The sequence below is a fragment of the Chitinophaga horti genome, assembly GCF_022867795.2.
Lineage (GTDB): Bacteria > Bacteroidota > Bacteroidia > Chitinophagales > Chitinophagaceae > Chitinophaga > Chitinophaga horti.
In genome coordinates this window covers 565,805-583,935 of record NZ_CP107006.1, presented here as the reverse complement: position 1 = coordinate 583,935, position 18,131 = coordinate 565,805, and the positions used below count along the sequence as shown (strand labels likewise).

Genomic DNA, 18,131 nt, shown 5'->3' with positions numbered 1-18,131 from the left:
TCGTTTAACCGCGACTAAACTTAATGTATGCATACTATTTACCAATTACGCAGCCGCTTACTCGCCGTACTGCTGCTTACCACTACCCTGCCGCTGGCGGCACAGGCGCAGCAGGACAATATCGACCTCGCCGGTAAAGTGGTGGATTCAAAAACGCGCATTCCGCTGGCTGGCGTGCTCATTCACATCCAGAACACAACACACGAAGTACGGACAGATGTAAAGGGACAATTCAAGTTCCTCACCGGGCAACGGCTGCCCGTCGTTTTTAACGTCAGCCTAAACGGGTATCAAACCAAGGAAATCCTCATCACCAGCGATCCGCTGAACATCCAGATCAGTTTAACAGAAGGGAGTAGTCAGCTCAACGATGTAGTGGTGGTAGGTTACGGCACGCAAAAGAAATCCGACCTCACGGGATCGGTTAGCTCCGTGAACAGCAAGATCATTAAGCAAAGTGTCGGCAGCTCGTTCGACCGGGTGTTGCAGGGCGCTGTATCCGGCGTGCAGGTAACGCAGACTTCCGGGCAACCGGGTGCAGCTGTGAGCATCCGCATTCGTGGCGGCAATTCGATTACAGGGGGTAATGAACCGCTGTATGTAATCGATGGCTTCCCCGTGTACAACGATAACTCAGATGCCAGTGCCGGCGTTACCAGTGGCCCAAGCATCAATGCCCTGGCGAGTTTGAACCCGGGAGACATTGAGAGTATCGATGTACTAAAAGACGCTTCTTCGACTGCAGTGTATGGAAGCCGCGGTGCGAATGGTGTGGTGATCATCACGACGAAGAAAGGCCGGGCCGGACAAAACACTGTTACTTACGAAGGTTATTACGGCCAGCAGGATGTGATCAAAAAGATAGATGTGTTAACCTCTTCACGAGACTGGGCATTGTTGAAGAACGAAGCGCTGATCAACGCGGGCAAGGCACCCTATTACTCAGATGCGGACCTCGCCGCTTTAACCGGTGGTACCGACTGGCAGGACGCTGCTTTTCGTAAAGCGGCGCAACAAAATCACCAGTTCAACATCAGTGGTGGCGATGATAAAACGCGCTACAGCATCGGCCTGAATTACTTCCTGCAGGATGGCGTGGTGAAGAATACCGACTTCTCGCGTTATGCGCTGCGCATCAACCTGGACAGGAATGTAACGAGCCGATTTAAAGCCGGCGTGAACCTCACTGCGAGCAAGACATCTGCGCAGGAAGCCAACTCCAATATCGTCAGCACCCTGTTACTATTACCGCCTACCGTGGCGATCCGCGACGAGAACGGAGATTATATCAGGCGCAGCCCGTTTGAAGTATCGCTCGGCAACCCAATCGCTACGCTGGACCAGGAGATCAATCGTACCAATACTTACCGCGTACTCGGTAATGTGTATGGCGATCTGAGTCTTGGTAAACACCTCACAGCAAGGGTTTCGGTGGGGGCGGATATCATTGCCAACAAACAGAACCGCTATATTCCATCTACTTTATATGAGGCACAACAAACCAATGGCTCTGCATCTGTCGGTTCGAAATTCGTGAACACCTGGCTGAACGAAAACACACTTACTTACCAGCAACTTTTCGGAAAACATAACGTCAATGCAGTAGCAGGCTTCACGCAGCAATCGTACAGTAACGAAAGCGTGATAGCGGGCGGGCAAGGCTTCGTAAGCGACAAGCTCACGTATAATAACCTGTCCAGCGGATCGATACTCGTTATACCTTCATCCGGCGGGGCTGAATGGGCGTTAAACTCTTACCTGGGCAGGGTGAACTATTCGTACGATCAGCGTTACTACGTTACCGTTACCGCCCGTGCAGACGGCTCTTCCCGTTTCGGGAAGGATAACAAGTGGGGCTTCTTCCCCTCTGCTGCCCTGGCCTGGACCCTCAGCCGCGAAAACTTTTTACAGGACGTCACCTGGATAGACAACCTGAAACTGCGCGTAAGTGCTGGGATTACAGGCAACCAGGAAATTGGTCAGTATAAATCACTCAGCACCCTCACCAACAGCGTATACATCATTGGTAATAATCTCACGACCGGCTTCTATCCGTCGAATCTAGCCAACCCGCAACTGGGCTGGGAAAAAACGACTCAGTATGATGCAGGTGTTGATGTGGGCATCCTCAATAACAGGATCAGTCTTACGGTGGATGCGTACCTGAAACGTACCAGCGCCCTGTTACTCACCGTTCCCGTGCCTTATACGACCGGCTACAGCACGGCGTTAAAGAACTACGGCACCGTGGAGAACAAAGGCGTAGAAGTGGCTCTGAATACACAGAACCTGGTGGATAAGGAAGTGAGCTGGACGAGCACCCTCACTTTTTCTCTGAACCGCAATAAAGTGATCAGTCTGGGCGAAGGCGTACAATACCTGATCAGCGATCCGTCGATTGCCGCGGTAGGACAGCCACTCGGCTCCTTCTACGGGCTCATCTCCGATGGCGTATTTAAAAGCACCGATAAGATAGAATCCCTGCCTACCTACCTCGGCCCGACTGTTACCAAACCCGGCGACCGTAAGTATGTGGACGTGAGCGGCGATGGCTCCATCACACAGGCAGCGGACCGTAATTACATCGGCAGTGCGCAACCCAAGTTCCTCGCAGGTTTGATCAACAACTTTGCCTACAAAGGATTTGATCTGTCGTTCTTCCTGTATACCTCTTACGGCAACAGGTTGTTTAACCAGAACAAACAACAACTGGAGCTGTTTTCCGGTCAGCAGAACGTTTCTACAAGCGCATTAAACAGGTGGACGGCCACCAACGAAAACACGACCATACAACGTGCAAAAGAAGATCCGGCCCCGATTGTAGAAAGCCGTTATGTGGAAGATGCGTCTTTCCTGCGACTAAAAAACCTGACGTTCGGTTACACCCTCCCCCTCTCCTTATTGAACCGTGTACACCTGCACCAGTTACGCTTTTATGTAACCGCCAGCAACCTGTTCACCTGGACGAACTACAGCGGCTATGATCCGGAAGTAAGTCGTAACGAACAGGCGACGCTTACACAGGGCGTTGATTACGGCGCGTATCCTTCTGCAAAATCATGGGTTGCAGGCATTGGCATCACTTTTTAAAATGGAACAGATGAAACAGATCACCTATCTTTTATCAACGATAATCCTGCTAAGCGCCTGCACCAGCCTGGATGAAAATCCGCCGGCACTGCTTACCGGCGAACAATTTTATCAGACCGAAAACGATGCAAAGGCAGCTGTTAACAGCGTGTACACCGCACTTAACGCGAGCGGACAAACGATTTACAACAGCCTTTTCCAGATCGGTGTAGACATTGCTTCAGACGATGCGCTGCCTGGTCCCCGTGCGCGTAATGCAAATGTGCGGGCACTCGCTGCGCTGAACTACACGCCGACCAACGACCGCGTGGAAGAAATCTGGAAACAACACTACGCCGCCATCAATAGGGCCAACGTAGCGATCGACAAGATCCCCGGTATTGATTTCGATGCGACCATTCGTACGCGGCTGGTGAATGAGGCTAAGTTCCTTCGGGCATTATATTACTTCAATCTCGTTCGTTTGTATGGTGCGGTGCCGCTCGTGCTACATGAACCTACCACACTTGGTGGCGATGGCATACTGGTGGTCCGTACACCCGAAGCGGAAGTGTATCAGCAAATCATCGACGACCTGGAAGATGCGTCCAACCTGCCACCATCCTACGGCGCGTCAGATGCCGGCCGCGCTACCGGCGGGGCCGCGAAAGCGTTGCTGGCCAAAGTATACCTCACCCGTAAAGACTGGAAAAAAGCCGCTGCCAAAGCATCTGAAGTGATAACGGGGCCTTACGGTTACGACCTCTTCGACAACTTCCAGGATGTGTTTAATACGGCAACGGAAAACGGCAAGGAGCATATCTTCAGCGCACAATTCAAAAGTAATTCAAACAGCCGTGGCAACTCGCTTGCAGGGCGTTCTACACCGAACGGCGTTCCGGGTATTAATGGTGATAATGCAGATATTCCGAACGAAGGCGTATATGCTTTGTTCCGCGATACCGACAAACGGAAGGCGGTTACGTTTTACACGACACTCGTGAGTCCGACCGATAATAAGACATACACCTTTGCACCGCAATTCGGCAAGTACCGTGATCCGGCGGTGTATACCAATCCTTCTGAGTCGGGTGTAAACTTTCCTATACTACGCTTTTCGGATGTGTTACTGATGTATGCAGAAGCGGTAAATGAAGATGTAGGCCCTAATACGGAAGCCTACAATGCCGCCAACCGCGTACGTAAGCGGGCAGGCTTACCCTACTTCGAAAACCTTAGCCAGTCGCAGTTCCGCGACTCCATTTACCTCGAGCGCCGCCTGGAGTTCGTGTACGAACACCAGCGCTGGTTCGATCTGATCCGCACTGGCAAACTGCTCACGGAATTACACCGCCAGGGTAAGCCAAATGCGGCGCAGAAACACTACCTCTACCCGATCCCACAACGGGAGATCGACCTCAATAAAAAGCTGGAACAACAAGACTTGTGGAAAAACTAAAATCAACTCCCATGTACGCAACACGTAATATCGCCCTCCTTTTGTTACTATACGCGCTTGGTGTATTGCCTGCCCATGCACAAAAGAAACCGAACATCATTCTTGTGATGGTTGATGACATGGGCTACTCCGACCTTGGCGCTTACGGCTCTGAGATACACACGCCCAACATCGACAAACTTGCGCATGAAGGCCTGCGCCTGCGCGAGTTTTACAACAACTCTATTTGCGCCCCTACCCGCGCCTCGCTCGTAACCGGACAGTACCCGCACAAAGCCGGCATCGGTTATTTCAACGTGAACCTGGGTTTGCCGGCCTACCAGGGCTACCTGAACCAGCAATCACTCACGTTTGCAGAGGTATTGAAGCAAGCCGGTTATAACACCATCATCAGCGGCAAATGGCATGTAGGCGACGATAGCGCTTACTGGCCCGCGCAGCGCGGGTTTGATAAGTCGTACGGCTTCATCGGTGGCGCGAGCAACTATTACGACATCGGTAATTACACCGACAAAGCTCCTCCGGTGGAACTGGTAGAGAACAACAAAAAAATACAGCTCGCACCGGACAAATACCTCACCGACGAAATCACCGATCACGCGATTACGTACATCAACGAATCGGCGAAAAATTCTAAACCGTTTTTTCTGTACCTCGCCTACAATGCGCCGCACTGGCCGCTACAGGCACCTGCGGAAAACATCGCGAAGTACAAAGGGAAATACCACATTGGCTGGGACTCGCTGCGTAATGAAAGGATTGCGCGACAACGGCAATTGGGTATTGCCAATCCGGCCCAAGCCATTGCGAAAAGAGACAGCATTGTGCCTTACTGGGAGAGTTTAACCTACGATGAAAAAATTCTCTGGGAGAAAAAGATGGAAGTATATGCCGCAATGTTGGATCGTGTGGATGAGAACATCGGCAAATTGCTCGCTACCCTCAAACAGTTGAAAAAAGACGATAACACGCTCATCGTGTTCATCTCCGATAACGGTGCACAGGGCGGCTTTGCCACATCGGGCGCAAGACGTAAACAACGTAATTCAGGCCCTATCGGCACAGCAGGCTCCTACGAATACCAGGAGCAGGGCTGGGCGTATGTAAGCAACACGCCACATACCAATTACAAAAACAATATGCACGAAGGCGGCATCAGCGCGCCGTTTATCGCCTGGTTCCCGAAGAAGATCAAAGCGGGCACCATTGCGCAGGGCACCGCACATCTCATTGACATCGCCCCCACGTTCTACGATGTGGCCGGCGCCAAATACCCCGCTTCGTTCAAAGGTGTTAACACCAACCCGCTACCGGGTGTGAGTCTCAGCCACCTGTTGTTCAACGGCACACCGATCGACCGCGGTACGCCGATCTTCTGGGAACGTGCGGGCAATCGCGCAGTGCGTAAAGGTCAATGGAAATTGGTATCTACCTTCCCGGAAAAAACCTGGGAGCTGTATGATATTGCTACCGACAGGGGTGAAACGAAGAACCTCGCAGCTGCCCGTCCGGAAGTGGTGAAAGAGCTGGCAGATGATTATGCGAAATGGGCGGCAGCAAATGACGTAGAACCTTTTGAGAAACTGCGTCCGGCCTTCCAGGGACTGCCAGGCACCGGCGGTAGCGGACCCGGAAGTGGCGGTGCCGGCGGCAGAAGCAGCGGCGGCGCAACAGTACAACCGGTAAGACGCGGTGCAGGAAACTAATGATCAACACAGATAAACGATTTCATGAAAACAACATATTTCGCATTGGCGGCCAGCCTGTTCGCGCTGCCGCTGCAAGCACAAAAAACAAAACAGCCGAACATCATTCTCGTGATGGTAGATGATATGGGCTACTCCGACCTCGGCGCCTATGGTTCCGAAATCAAAACACCCAACATCGACAAACTCGCCCGCGAAGGTCTGCGACTGAAGGAATTTTATAACAACTCCATCTGTGCCCCTACACGCGCATCGTTGCTGACAGGGCAGTATCCGCACAAAGCGGGCATTGGGTATTTTGATGTGAATCTCGGACTACCCGCTTACCAGGGCTTCTTAAATCAATCGTCGCTTACATTGGGCGAGGTATTGAAACAAGCGAATTATCGTACGTACTTGTCCGGCAAATGGCATGTGGGGAACGATAGCGCTTCATGGCCCAGACAGCGTGGCTTCGACAGGTTCTATGGCGTCATCGGCGGTGGCGCCAACTACTTCGATGCAGAGCCGATGCCTCTAGGCGGCAGGGCTTACCCCGTAGTACTGCTGGAAGATAACCAGCGTATTCGTCCGGCCGCGAACTCTTATTACTTCACCGATGAAATCACTAAACATGCGATTCGTTTCATTGAAGAAGAGCAGAAAACGGAGCAACCGTTTTTCCTTTACCTGGCTTACAATGCGCCTCACTGGCCGCTACAGGCGTTACCGGAAGACATTGCCAAATACAAAGGCCGTTACGATATTGGCTGGGATTCGCTCCGTACCGAAAGGCTCGCGCGTCAGAAGGCGCTGGGCTTGTTTACCGGTAAGGAAAATGTGGCGCCGCGCGACTCCAGCGTTCCGGAATGGAACAACCTTGGCTGGAACGAAAAACAACTCTGGAAAGCAAAAATGGAAGTATATGCAGCCATGCTCGACCATGTGGACCAGGGCATTGGCCAGCTCCTGCAAGCCTTAAAGGCATTAAAGCAAGACGAGAACACCCTGATCGTCTTCATTTCTGATAACGGTGCACCGGCGGAAGACGTAGCCCACTTCGGCGTGCGGGCAGGACGTAATAGCGGTCCGGTAGGCACCGCAGGTTCTTTTGAAGCGCAGGGTAAAAACTGGTCGTATGTGAGTAACACACCTTTCCGTTCGTTTAAAGGTAATGCATACGAAGGCGGTATCAGCTCACCGTTCATCGCCTGGTTCCCGGGTAAGATCAAAGCTAACGCGCTGGAAACAGGCACTGCACACCTGATTGACATTGCGCCTACTTTGTATGAAATCGCGGGTGCAAAGTACCCGGCGGCCAATAAAGGACAGGCGGTAACGCCATTGCCTGGTGTGAGCCTGGTGAACCTCTTGCTGCATCAAACGCCGGTAAGCCGTCAGCAACCCATCTTCTGGGAGCGCGCCGGTAATCGTGCGGTACGTCGCGGCGAATGGAAACTGGTGTCTATCTATCCCTCCTACCAATGGGAATTGTACAACATTGCCAACGATCGCGCCGAAACGCAGAACGTGGCATCCCGATATCCGCAGGTGGTGAATGAATTATCCGCCGCGTATTTCGATTGGGCGAAGAAGAACGATGTGGTGGATTACGATAAGATTAAGCCGGCCAGTCCGTTGTTACCCAAACGAGGATCTTAAGACAAAAAAGGCTGTTGCGACATTGCAACAGCCTTTTTAATTTCTTTATGCAGATGCGTTACACCGCCATCTCACGTTGCCCCTCGCGAATGTCCGTACCCCATTTCGCCACGGTGTTAACCCAGGCAGGGTGCGTATTCAGGCACGGGATCATGGTAAAACTTTCGCCCCCCGCTTCCAGGAAGGAGTGTTTACCTTCTTCGCCAATCTCCTCCAATGTTTCCAGGCAGTCACTTACGAAGGCGGGACAAGCCACCAGCAGTTTCTTCTTACCACGTTTAGGCAGTTCGAGGAACTCGTTGGCGGTATAAGGTTGAATCCACTCCTCGCGGCCCAGGCGGCTTTGGAAGGATACGCTCCACTTATCTTTCGGGATGCCAAGTTTTTGCGCTACCAGCATCGATGTAGTGATAACCTGGTGACGGTAACATTGTTTATGCGCTTCGCTCGCCACGTTGCAGCAATCATTCACCTTCAGGCAATGCTGACCGGTAATATCTCCTTTGCGGATGTGCCTTACCGGTACGCCGTGGTAGCTGAACAGCAGGTGATCGTATTCCTGTTCTACGTACGGACGCATACTGTCGGCCAGTGCATCGATATAAGCTTCGTCATTATAATACGGTTTAATGATCGTGAGCTTAAACGGATATTGTTTCTTCTGATAGATATCTTTTGCATATTCTACCGCCGTTTCGTAGCTGGACATAGCGTAGTGCGGGTACAATGGCAGCAACACGACTTCTTTCAGGTCTGGGTTTTCTTTCAGCATTTTGCCGAAGGCATACTGCGGCGAAGGATGCCCGTACCGCATCGCGATCTCTACCGGCATATCTTTCACTACCGAAGCAACGGCCGCCTGTAATTGTTTTGTCAGTACGATCAACGGAGAACCTTCTTCCCACCATATTGATTTGTAAGCTTCCGCCGATTTGGGTGAACGACGGGGAACGATAAGACCATCTACCACGATCTTACGGATCAGCCAGGGATAATCGATCACCCTTTTGTCCATCAGAAATTCAGATAAATAACGTTTTACGTCGGGAACGGCGGTGGAATCGGGAGATCCCAGGTTCATCAATATGATTCCTGTTTCAGAAGTTGAGCTCATGACCTTAATACTGACCTTTAGATTTGAAGATGCAAAGCTACTCTCATTTCACCGCACCATATCCTAAGATATGTCATATAATTGTTGAATAAAAGGAATTTTACCTGCACATGTACACTAATCTTTTTTTAAAGATGATGAAAGTCATTTTTTCGTAAGATCCGCCACCATTGGAGAAATGACACACTAATGACGTCGTGCTGCCCGCTTTTGAAGTGTATGCCAGTATTTTTGCACCCGGAAGCTTAGAAAAAATAAAATGCAGGTCAACTACCCTAGAGACATATCACATTTTCATATCGTTGGACTCAACTATAAGAAAACAGACGCTGCCATCAGAGGATTATTCGCGGTTAACCAGGAACAATATCAACACGTTCTGGAAGAAGCGAAAAGTGCGCGGTTGAATGACCTTTTCATTCTGTCAACTTGTAACAGGACCGAAGTTTATGGCTTTGCAACGGACCCGGAACAGTTGATGGCGTTACTCTGTACACAAACAGCAGGTTCACTCGATTCCTTCAAACAGGTAGCCTACGTTAAATCCGGCGAAGCGGCCATCAGGCATCTTTACCAGGTAGGTACCGGTCTGGATTCGCAGATCCTCGGCGACTATGAAGTCGTGGGGCAGATCAGAACTGCGGCTAAGTTTGCGAAAGCAAATGGCTGCATCGGAAGTTTTTTGGAGCGATTGGTAAACAGCGTATTGCAGGTATCTAAATTAATCAAGAATGAAACCGGCCTTAGCTCCGGCACCGTATCTGTGGCCTTTGCCGCTGTAAGGTTGCTCGAACGTAAGATCACCGATATCAAAGATAAAAAGATCGTGTTACTCGGTGTAGGCAAGATAGGCCGCAACACTGCGAAAAACATGATGGACTACCTCGGCACCCGCAACATCTTACTCGTAAACCGCACCATTGCTGCGGCGGAACAATTTGCCACCGCACATGGTTTGCAATATGTACCGTTCGACGGACTGGGCGGCGCGTTAAAAGATGCCGACGTAATCCTTGTAGCCACCAATGCCACCCAACCTACCATCGTTAAATCACAACTGGAAAACACATCTCCCAAACTGGTGATCGACCTTTCCATTCCGTTTAACGTAGCGAACGATGTAAATGAATTGTCGCACGTAGAAGTGGTGAACGTAGACGAACTCTCCAAGGTACAGGACGAAACCCTGCAGAACAGGTTAACGGAAGTACCGAAAGCGCAATCCATCATCGATGAGCATATGCAGGAGTTTTTGTACTGGCATAAAATGCGTAAACACGCCGTGGTGTTAAAAGCGGTGAAAGATAAACTGCAGGAGATTCACACACGTGAAATCGCGCAGCAAAAGAACGGCAATGCGTATAAACTGGAAGATGTGGAAGAAGTATCTTCCCGCATTATCCAGAAAATGATCAACCTCATGGCGGGTAAAGTGCGGAAAGAAACAGACAAGAGCGACCAGTACATAGCCATGATCAACGATATTTTCGAGACTGGCGTTCATCAGGATTAATAAGCTCATGCAAAAAACGATCAGAATAGGTACCCGGGAAAGCCAGCTCGCCTTGTGGCAGGCTAACCAGGTAAAAGACCTGCTTACACAACAAGGATACGCAACAGAACTGGTTCCCATAAAAAGCGATGGCGATATCGATCTCGTAACCCCGTTATACGAGATCGGCGTACAGGGCATCTTCACTAAAAGCCTGGACATTGCCTTGCTGGCCGGTAAAATAGATATTGCCGTACACTCTCTCAAAGACGTTCCTACTCAACTGCCTAAGGGTATTATGCAGGCTGCGGTATTGGAGCGCGGTCCTGTTAAGGATTTACTGGTATATAAAAACGACCTTTCCTTCCTGGACGACCAGGAGGGCATTGCACATATTGCGACGAGCAGCATTCGCCGTAAGGCACAGTGGCTGCGTCGTTTCCCGAACCACGAGCTGCACAACCTGCGCGGTAACGTAAACACCCGCCTGCAGAAACTGTCGGCCGAAAACTGGAATGGCGCCATCTTCGCGGCTGCAGGACTGGAAAGGATCGGGGTACGACCTCCGGAGTCCGTAGAACTGGACTGGATGCTGCCCGCCCCCGCACAAGGCGCCGTTGTAGTGGTTTGCCGCGACAACGACGATTACTGCCGCGAAGCCATCACCCCCATTAACCACGATACCACGGCCCTGTGTACGAAGATCGAGCGCGACTTCCTGCGGACGTTGATGGGCGGATGCACTACTCCGATCAGCGCATTTGCCCGCATCGAAGGCGATACGCTGTGGTTCGAGGGTAACCTGTGCAGCCTGGACGGCCTGGTGTCTTACACCGTAGAAAGGACCCTGCCCGTAGCCCAAACCGCTACGCTGGGCCAGGATGCCGCACAGGAAGTACTGCAACAGGGCGGTGCGCACATCGTTGAACAAATCAGGAATGCTGGCGCCTTATAAATACCGCGTACTCAGTACCAAAAGAATTGACGCCGCGCTGCTGCAGGCAGCCGCGGATAACGGCATCCTTATAATCCCCCGCGCTTTTATCAGCGTCGATTACAAGGATACGCCCGAATTGCGCAGCCGTCTTGCAACATTACTGCCCCGCCGCATCAGCGCGGTATTTACCAGCGCCAATGCCGTAAAAGCAGTAGCCGCATTAGGCGATACCACCACGGCCACCTGGGACCTCTACTGCCTGCCCGGCGCCACCATCGACGCCGTACAGGAGTACTTCCCGAACAGCCGGGTAATCGCCCATGCACCCAGCAGCGCCGTACTGGCTACGATACTACTGCAAAAGGAAGCAACGGATATCGTATTTTTCTGCGGCAACATCCGCCGCGACGAGCTTCCTACGCTGCTGACACAACACCAGCAGCCTTTCGAAGAGGTAACGGTGTATGAAACGACAGAACTGCAAAACACCGTCATAGGACAATACGACGGGATACTGTTTTACAGTCCGAGTGGGATACGCAGTTACTTCACCGCCAATACGCCCGCCCCCGAAGTAATTTGCTTCGCGATCGGTGATACTACGGCCGGCGTACTGCGCGAATACACAAAAAACACAATCGTTGTAAGCAAAGCCGCTACGGCGGACGGGCTTGTCAACACAGCCATACATTATTTCAACAATCAATCGTAAAGAATGAGCGGATTACAGAATGATCTCATGCTGAGGGCCCTGAAGGGTGAAAAAACAGAACGCGTACCGGTATGGATGATGCGCCAGGCAGGCCGTTACCTCCGACTACATCAAACTGCGCGAAAAGTATTCCTTCTTCGAGCGCTGCCAGAACCCCGAACTGGCCACCGAAATTACCGTTATGCCGGTTGACCAGGTGGGTGTGGACGCCGCGATCATTTTCTCCGACATTCTGGTCGTGCCACAGGCCATGGGCATGGAAGTACAGCTGGTGGAAAAACTCGGCCCGCTGCTGCCAGAGCCGATCAAGACTGCGGCAGACGTAAAACGTATCCACGTGCCTAACGTGAACGAATCACTGCAATATGTATTCGATGCGCTGGCACTTACAAAAAAAACACTCGCCGGCCGCGTACCGTTGATCGGTTTCGCCGGCGCTCCATGGACGCTGCTCTGCTACATGGTACAAGGTAAAGGTTCTAAAACCTTCGACGCCGCTAAAGAGTTTTGCTACACGCAACCCGAAACGGCACACCAGGTATTGCAAATGGTAACCGACACCACCATCGCTTACCTGAAAGAACAAGTGAGAGCAGGTGCAGATACCGTGCAGGTGTTCGACAGCTGGGGCGGACTGTTAAGCCCCGAAGACTTCGAGAACTTCTCGCTTAAATACATCCGCCAGATCGTGGCTGCGTTGAAAGACGTTTGCCCGGTGATCGTATTTGCCAAAGGTGCCTGGTTTGCACTGGAGGAAATGGCCGCTACCGGCGCTGCTGGTCTGGGCGTGGATTGGGCAATCAAACCACAGCTGGCACGCCAGTTTGCTGGTAATAACATCACCTTGCAGGGTAACTTCGATCCGGCTAAACTGCTGGCGCCTATCCCGGTGATCAAACAGTCGGTGAAAACCATGATCGACAACTTTGGCACCCAACGTTACATCGCGAACCTGGGTCATGGTATATTACCGCACGTTCCGGTAGATCATGCCCGTGCTTTTGTAGACGCCGTTAAAGAATACAGCATTTAATCATGGCAATAAAAGATCAGTTCATATCATTCATTCACGGCTTGCAAAACGACATCTGCGCTGCATTGGAACAGATCGACGGCAAGGCTAAGTTCCGTGAAGATAAATGGGTGCGCGAAGAAGGTGGCGGCGGTATTACGCGCGTCATTAGTGGGGGTAATGTGTTTGAGAAAGGCGGTGTGAACACTTCCGTGGTACACGGTCGTCTGGCGCCTGCCATGATCAAACACTTTGGCGTGCAGGAAGACTGTAACTTCCTGGCAGCCGGTATCTCGCTGGTTATACACCCGCTGAACCCTTTTGTGCCTACCGTGCATGCCAACTGGCGCTACTTTGAACTGTACGATCAGAACGGTACATTCATCGACAGCTGGTTTGGTGGTGGAGCAGATCTTACTCCTTACTACCTGTTCAAAGAAGACGGCAAACACTTTCATACGACTTTCAAAAACGCCTGCGATCAGTTTGATACAGCGCTGTATCCGAAGTACAAAAAAGTGTGCGACGAATACTTCATCAACAAACATCGTGGTGATGAAGCCCGTGGTATTGGTGGCATCTTTTACGATTACCTGCGCCCGAACGCGGATCAAAAGGCGGAAGACGTTCTTGCCTTTTCGATGGCGAACGGGAATGCGTTCATTCAATCGTATTTGCCGATCGTGGAAAAGCGGAAGGACTTGCCTTACGGGCAGCAACACATCGACTGGCAGGAATATCGTCGTGGCCGATATGTGGAGTTTAACCTGATCCACGACCGAGGCACCCTGTTCGGTTTAAAGACCAACGGACGCATAGAATCAATCCTGATGAGCCTTCCGCCGCGTGCAAGGTGGGAGTACGACTACCATCCTGCAGCAGGCAGTGCCGAGGCTGAACTGATAGAACATTTAAAGCCGCAGGATTGGATCAATATAAAGTAAATTAGCAATCTTAAATAAAGGAGAGATGATGATCAGAAGAAACAGGATACTCAGACAATCGCCCGCTATCCGCGCTATGGTGGCGGAAACGATTTTAAGGCCCGAGCATTTTATTGCCCCGCTGTTCGTAATCGAAGGCAGCAATAAGAAGGAAGAAATATCTTCTATGCCCGGCTATTACCGGTATACGCTCGATCTGCTGAAAACAGAGGTGAAAGAACTGTGGGACCTTGGTATTAAGAGCGTATTACTTTTTATAAAGTGTGAAGATCACCTGAAAGATAACAAAGGCACCGAAGCACTGAACCCGAACGGCCTCATGCAACGTGCCATTAAAACCGTGAAAGACGCCGTGCCTGCGATGGTCGTTATGACCGACGTAGCGCTCGACCCCTTCTCCAGCTACGGCCACGACGGCATTGTAGAAGGCGAAGAGATCGTAAACGACGCCACCGTGGAAGTGCTGGCCGCTATGAGTGTAAGCCATGCGGAAGCCGGTGCGGACATTGTAGCGCCCAGCGATATGATGGACGGCCGCATACTGGCCATCCGCGAGGCGTTGGAAGAAAACAATTTTACGAAGACGGGCATCATGGCCTACAGCGCTAAATATGCGTCCTGCTTTTACGGCCCCTTCCGCGATGCATTAGACTCTGCCCCTGGCTTTGGTGATAAAAAAACCTACCAGATGGACTACGCCAATGCCCGCGAAGCCATTAAGGAAACCCTGATGGACATTGACGAGGGAGCAGACATTGTAATGGTGAAACCAGCAATGGCCTACCTCGATATTATGCGTCTTATTAAAGACAGTGTAACCGTACCCGTAAGCGCGTATCATGTGAGCGGCGAGTACGCCATGATCAAAGCGGCTGCTAAAATGGGCTGGCTGAACGAAGAAAAGGCAGTACTCGAAAGTCTTACCAGCATTCGCCGCGCAGGTGCCGATCTTATCGCCACTTACTTCGCGAAAGATGCTGTAAAACTGCTCGGTTAATTAAATCAATCTGACGAACAAATAAAGCCATGTTTGACCAAAGCAAATCATTATTCGAAAAAGCGCAAACGCTGATGCCCGGCGGCGTAAACTCTCCCGTTCGTGCATTCCGCAGCGTGGGTGGTACACCCGTGTTCATGAAGTCGGCAAAAGGTGCGTATATGTATGATGTGGACGGCAACCGTTATATCGACTATATCAACTCCTGGGGCCCAATGGTACTGGGTCACGCCTACGAACCGGTGGTGAATGCCATCCAGGAATACGCCACTTACTCCACTTCCTTCGGCGCGCCTACGGAGCTGGAAATTAAAGTAGCAGAACTGATCATCAGCATGGTGCCTAACATCGACATGGTGCGTATGGTCAACTCCGGCACCGAGGCCTGTATGACAGCGTTAAGGCTGGCACGCGGCTACACCGGCAGAAACAAGTTCATCAAATTTGAAGGTAACTACCACGGTCACGCCGATGCATTTTTAGTAAGTGCAGGCAGTGGCGTGGCTACTTTAGGTATACAATCGGTACCAGGTGTAACGGCCACTGTAGCGGAAGATACGCTCACTGCGCCCTACAACAACCTGCCTGCCGTGCAACAACTCATTGCTGACAATCCCGACCAGATCGCCGCGATCATCATCGAACCGGTGGCGGGTAACATGGGCTGTATACTGCCGCAACCAGGCTTCCTCGAAGGTTTACGCGCACTGTGCGACGAGCACGGCATCCTGCTGATCCTCGACGAAGTAATGACAGGCTTCCGCCTGGCCCGTGGCGGCGCACAGGAGCTACTGAACATCAAGGCCGACCTCGTAACGTTTGGTAAAATCATCGGTGGCGGCATGCCTGTAGGCGCTTTCGCAGGTCGCCGCGAGCTGATGGAACACATCGCACCTGCTGGTAAAGTTTACCAGGCGGGTACGCTTAGCGGTAACCCGATCGCGATGATCGCCGGTTATACTTTGCTGAATGCGTTGAACGACAATCCACGGATCTACAGCCAGCTGGAAGAGAAGACCACCCTGCTGGCAAACGGCCTGCGCGAAGCGTTTGGCGCGGCTGGCGTGGTGTACCAGATCAACCAGATCGGTTCCATGATCAGCGTACACTTTGCAGAGTACCCGATCGTCGACTTCACGTCTGCTTCGGGAGCAAACAATGAGCTGTTCCGCCGCTTCTTCCATGCCATGCTGGAGCGCGGTGTATACTTGCCGCCATCTGCTTTCGAAACTTGGTTCGTAAGTAATGCGCTAACTACAGAAGATATCGAGTTTACTGTCAACGCCGCAAAATCGGCAATGCAGTCGATCATATAGTTAACGAACGGAACGTAGCGTTCCAATCCTGAGCTGCCTCGTAAATGGGGCAGCTTTTTTTATGTTGTCAACGCAGGTATGACTATTCAACATCCTTGCGTCGCACACTTCTACCTTGTTAGTCCTCTTCATCTAATATCTCACCGCCAAGTACCTTACGAATATCGCTCCGCAAACCTTCATATGATTCGGTAGCTCCTAAACGGAGCAAAGCCTCTCTCAGCGCGGGCGTCCATTCGTCCTGCTCCCACACGCTTAACGTACGCACAGCCATACTGCGATTGCGCAATTGCCCGCTCTGTAAGGCCGCCAGTAGCAATGCTTCTCCCTTACCCGGATGTTTGGCCAGTGCACTCACTAAAAAGTCGAGCGACAAACCGGCCTGCACCTGTATGCCCTCATTGCCCGAAGGGCGGCGAAGCAACATCTCCATTGCGAAACGAATGGCATCGTCGATGTGGGCGCCGTTGGCATGATCTAACACGTCGTGCCAATAGTTACTGTTCGTAGGCTCCAGCCGCAGGCGGTGCCAGAAGATGTCTTCGGTATTGATGCGAAGTATTTTAGCAGCTTCCTTGGCCTGGTAGTATTCCAGCGTATCCTCGCTTTGCAGGCCACGTATAACGCGTGAATGCCAGCCTGGTTGCTGGATAATGCCCATAATATCGATGAGAATGTTAGAGCGAAGGTCCTGCGACCAGCCATTCCTACGCAGCAGGTTCCAGTCCCGGCTTTCGAGGGCGATATAGTTGCCTACAGCGTGCAGAATGTAAAAGTCATGCACATCGGCCGCCCAGGTGCTTGCGTGGCGAACGTAATGTTCCACCGTACTGGCTGCATGCTCGTACGCATCAATATCCTCAGCCGGTCCGCCCATGATCATCGCTTCTATCAGGTCGCCGGCAGCAGCAAACAGTTGTCGGTCAATAGTGAAGACTTCCAGCCGTTCATGCAACCCGCCGTGCACCGCACAGGTGTAGGCGAGATATTCATACATGATGCTGTTCTTGTACCCTTCGCGTATCAGCCAGTCTTTCACCACTTCGTCCTTTACCAGCGCAGCCAGGCGATCGACTACCTGTACCCTGCCCCAGCCCTGCACCTGGCGTGCCAGGTTCCAGAGGTCTGTTTCCGGATCGGGAGATAAATAAATGATGGCGATAGTACTGTAAATCGTGAACTCGTCGTGCAGACCTAACATGCGTAACATGGGCAATACTTCATCACGCCGGCAAAGACCAAGTAAGGCCATACCGAACTTTACGCCGTTGCGGTGCGCGCATTCGAACGTGAGCCTTTTAGCGAATGGATATAAATGGGGTTCTATTTCAATATTGAGATCTACGATCTGCTCCAGCACCGGATCGATATAGTTCATCAGATCACCGTTGGCCACCAGGAATTCGAAAAGTTGATTACCTGCCGTTAAGTCGCCACGGGCGGCTACCTTTTGCACGAGGCGTACCACGGCTGCAACCTTTTCTTCAATGATCATGTTGTCTTCAGTGGAGGTAGCCAAAGCATCTTTCAAACCGGCGGCGTAGCGTAAGTCGGTATCCGCCAGCGGCTCCTCGTCGGGCAATACGAGCGCTTTCTCATCCAACTTGCCGGAGAGATCTATATGGTCGCTAACAAACTGGAAAAGTGAATTGGCCGTTACCCAGTTGTATTTAGGGCTGGGATTGGCGCCAAGTATGCTTTTGATCCAGTGTAACATTTAAAAACCCGTTTA

At 51.6% G+C, this 18,131-nt stretch carries 12 protein-coding genes and 1 pseudogene; 11 read left to right on the top strand and 2 right to left on the bottom strand.

What is annotated here, in order from left to right:
- Positions 1-27 precede the first annotated feature (27 nt).
- From MKQ68_RS02590 to MKQ68_RS02575, 4 genes are read left to right on the top strand one after another with little or no spacing between them, the layout of a single operon-like run.
- A complete protein-coding gene (locus MKQ68_RS02590; RefSeq protein ID WP_264281949.1) occupies positions 28-3,090 on the top strand; it encodes a SusC/RagA family TonB-linked outer membrane protein in 3,063 nt (1,020 codons plus the stop codon).
- 10 nt (positions 3,091-3,100) lie between these two features.
- Positions 3,101-4,528, top strand: a complete 1,428-nt coding sequence (locus tag MKQ68_RS02585) for a RagB/SusD family nutrient uptake outer membrane protein (protein WP_264281948.1) — start codon at positions 3,101-3,103, stop codon at positions 4,526-4,528.
- Positions 4,529-4,539: 11 nt separating this feature from the next.
- Entirely contained in the window at positions 4,540-6,234 is a 1,695-nt protein-coding gene (locus MKQ68_RS02580) for an arylsulfatase (protein ID WP_264281947.1), read from the top strand.
- Between the two features lie 24 nt (positions 6,235-6,258).
- On the top strand, positions 6,259-7,875 hold the full coding sequence (locus MKQ68_RS02575; protein WP_264281946.1) for an arylsulfatase: 1,617 nt from the start codon (positions 6,259-6,261) through the stop codon (positions 7,873-7,875).
- A 58-nt stretch (positions 7,876-7,933) separates the two neighbouring features.
- Here MKQ68_RS02575 and hemH read toward each other — a convergent pair whose 3' ends face one another.
- The gene (gene hemH, locus MKQ68_RS02570) at positions 7,934-8,956 is read right to left on the bottom strand and encodes a ferrochelatase (protein ID WP_264281945.1); all 1,023 of its coding nucleotides are present in this window, start codon (positions 8,954-8,956) and stop codon (positions 7,934-7,936) included.
- A gap of 292 nt (positions 8,957-9,248) precedes the next feature.
- On the opposite strand from hemH, the gene hemA reads away from it, so the two are divergent.
- The 7 genes and pseudogenes from hemA to hemL all read left to right on the top strand — a co-directional run bounded on the left by hemA (position 9,249) and on the right by hemL (position 16,399).
- Complete coding sequence (hemA, locus tag MKQ68_RS02565) at positions 9,249-10,502, top strand: glutamyl-tRNA reductase (protein ID WP_264281944.1); 1,254 nt, start codon at positions 9,249-9,251, stop codon at positions 10,500-10,502.
- 7 nt (positions 10,503-10,509) lie between these two features.
- A complete protein-coding gene (hemC, locus tag MKQ68_RS02560) occupies positions 10,510-11,436 on the top strand; it encodes a hydroxymethylbilane synthase (RefSeq protein WP_264281943.1) in 927 nt (308 codons plus the stop codon).
- Entirely contained in the window at positions 11,420-12,130 is a 711-nt protein-coding gene (locus MKQ68_RS02555; RefSeq protein ID WP_264281942.1) for a uroporphyrinogen-III synthase, read from the top strand. The genes hemC and MKQ68_RS02555 overlap by 17 nt, the downstream gene beginning before the upstream one ends.
- Before the next feature lie 3 nt (positions 12,131-12,133).
- A pseudogene (gene hemE / locus MKQ68_RS02545) lies at positions 12,134-13,163 on the top strand (uroporphyrinogen decarboxylase).
- Positions 13,164-13,165: 2 nt separating this feature from the next.
- Entirely contained in the window at positions 13,166-14,086 is a 921-nt protein-coding gene (gene hemF, locus MKQ68_RS02540; RefSeq protein ID WP_264281941.1) for an oxygen-dependent coproporphyrinogen oxidase, read from the top strand.
- 25 nt (positions 14,087-14,111) lie between these two features.
- A complete protein-coding gene (gene hemB / locus MKQ68_RS02535; RefSeq protein ID WP_255859547.1) occupies positions 14,112-15,083 on the top strand; it encodes a porphobilinogen synthase in 972 nt (323 codons plus the stop codon).
- 29 nt (positions 15,084-15,112) lie between these two features.
- A complete protein-coding gene (hemL, locus tag MKQ68_RS02530) occupies positions 15,113-16,399 on the top strand; it encodes a glutamate-1-semialdehyde 2,1-aminomutase (protein WP_264281940.1) in 1,287 nt (428 codons plus the stop codon).
- A 118-nt stretch (positions 16,400-16,517) separates the two neighbouring features.
- On the opposite strand, the gene MKQ68_RS02525 is transcribed toward hemL, so the two are convergent.
- Positions 16,518-18,116 (bottom strand): hypothetical protein, encoded by a 1,599-nt coding sequence (locus tag MKQ68_RS02525; protein ID WP_264281939.1) that lies wholly within the window; start codon positions 18,114-18,116, stop codon positions 16,518-16,520.
- Between the last annotated feature and the right edge of the window lie 15 nt (positions 18,117-18,131).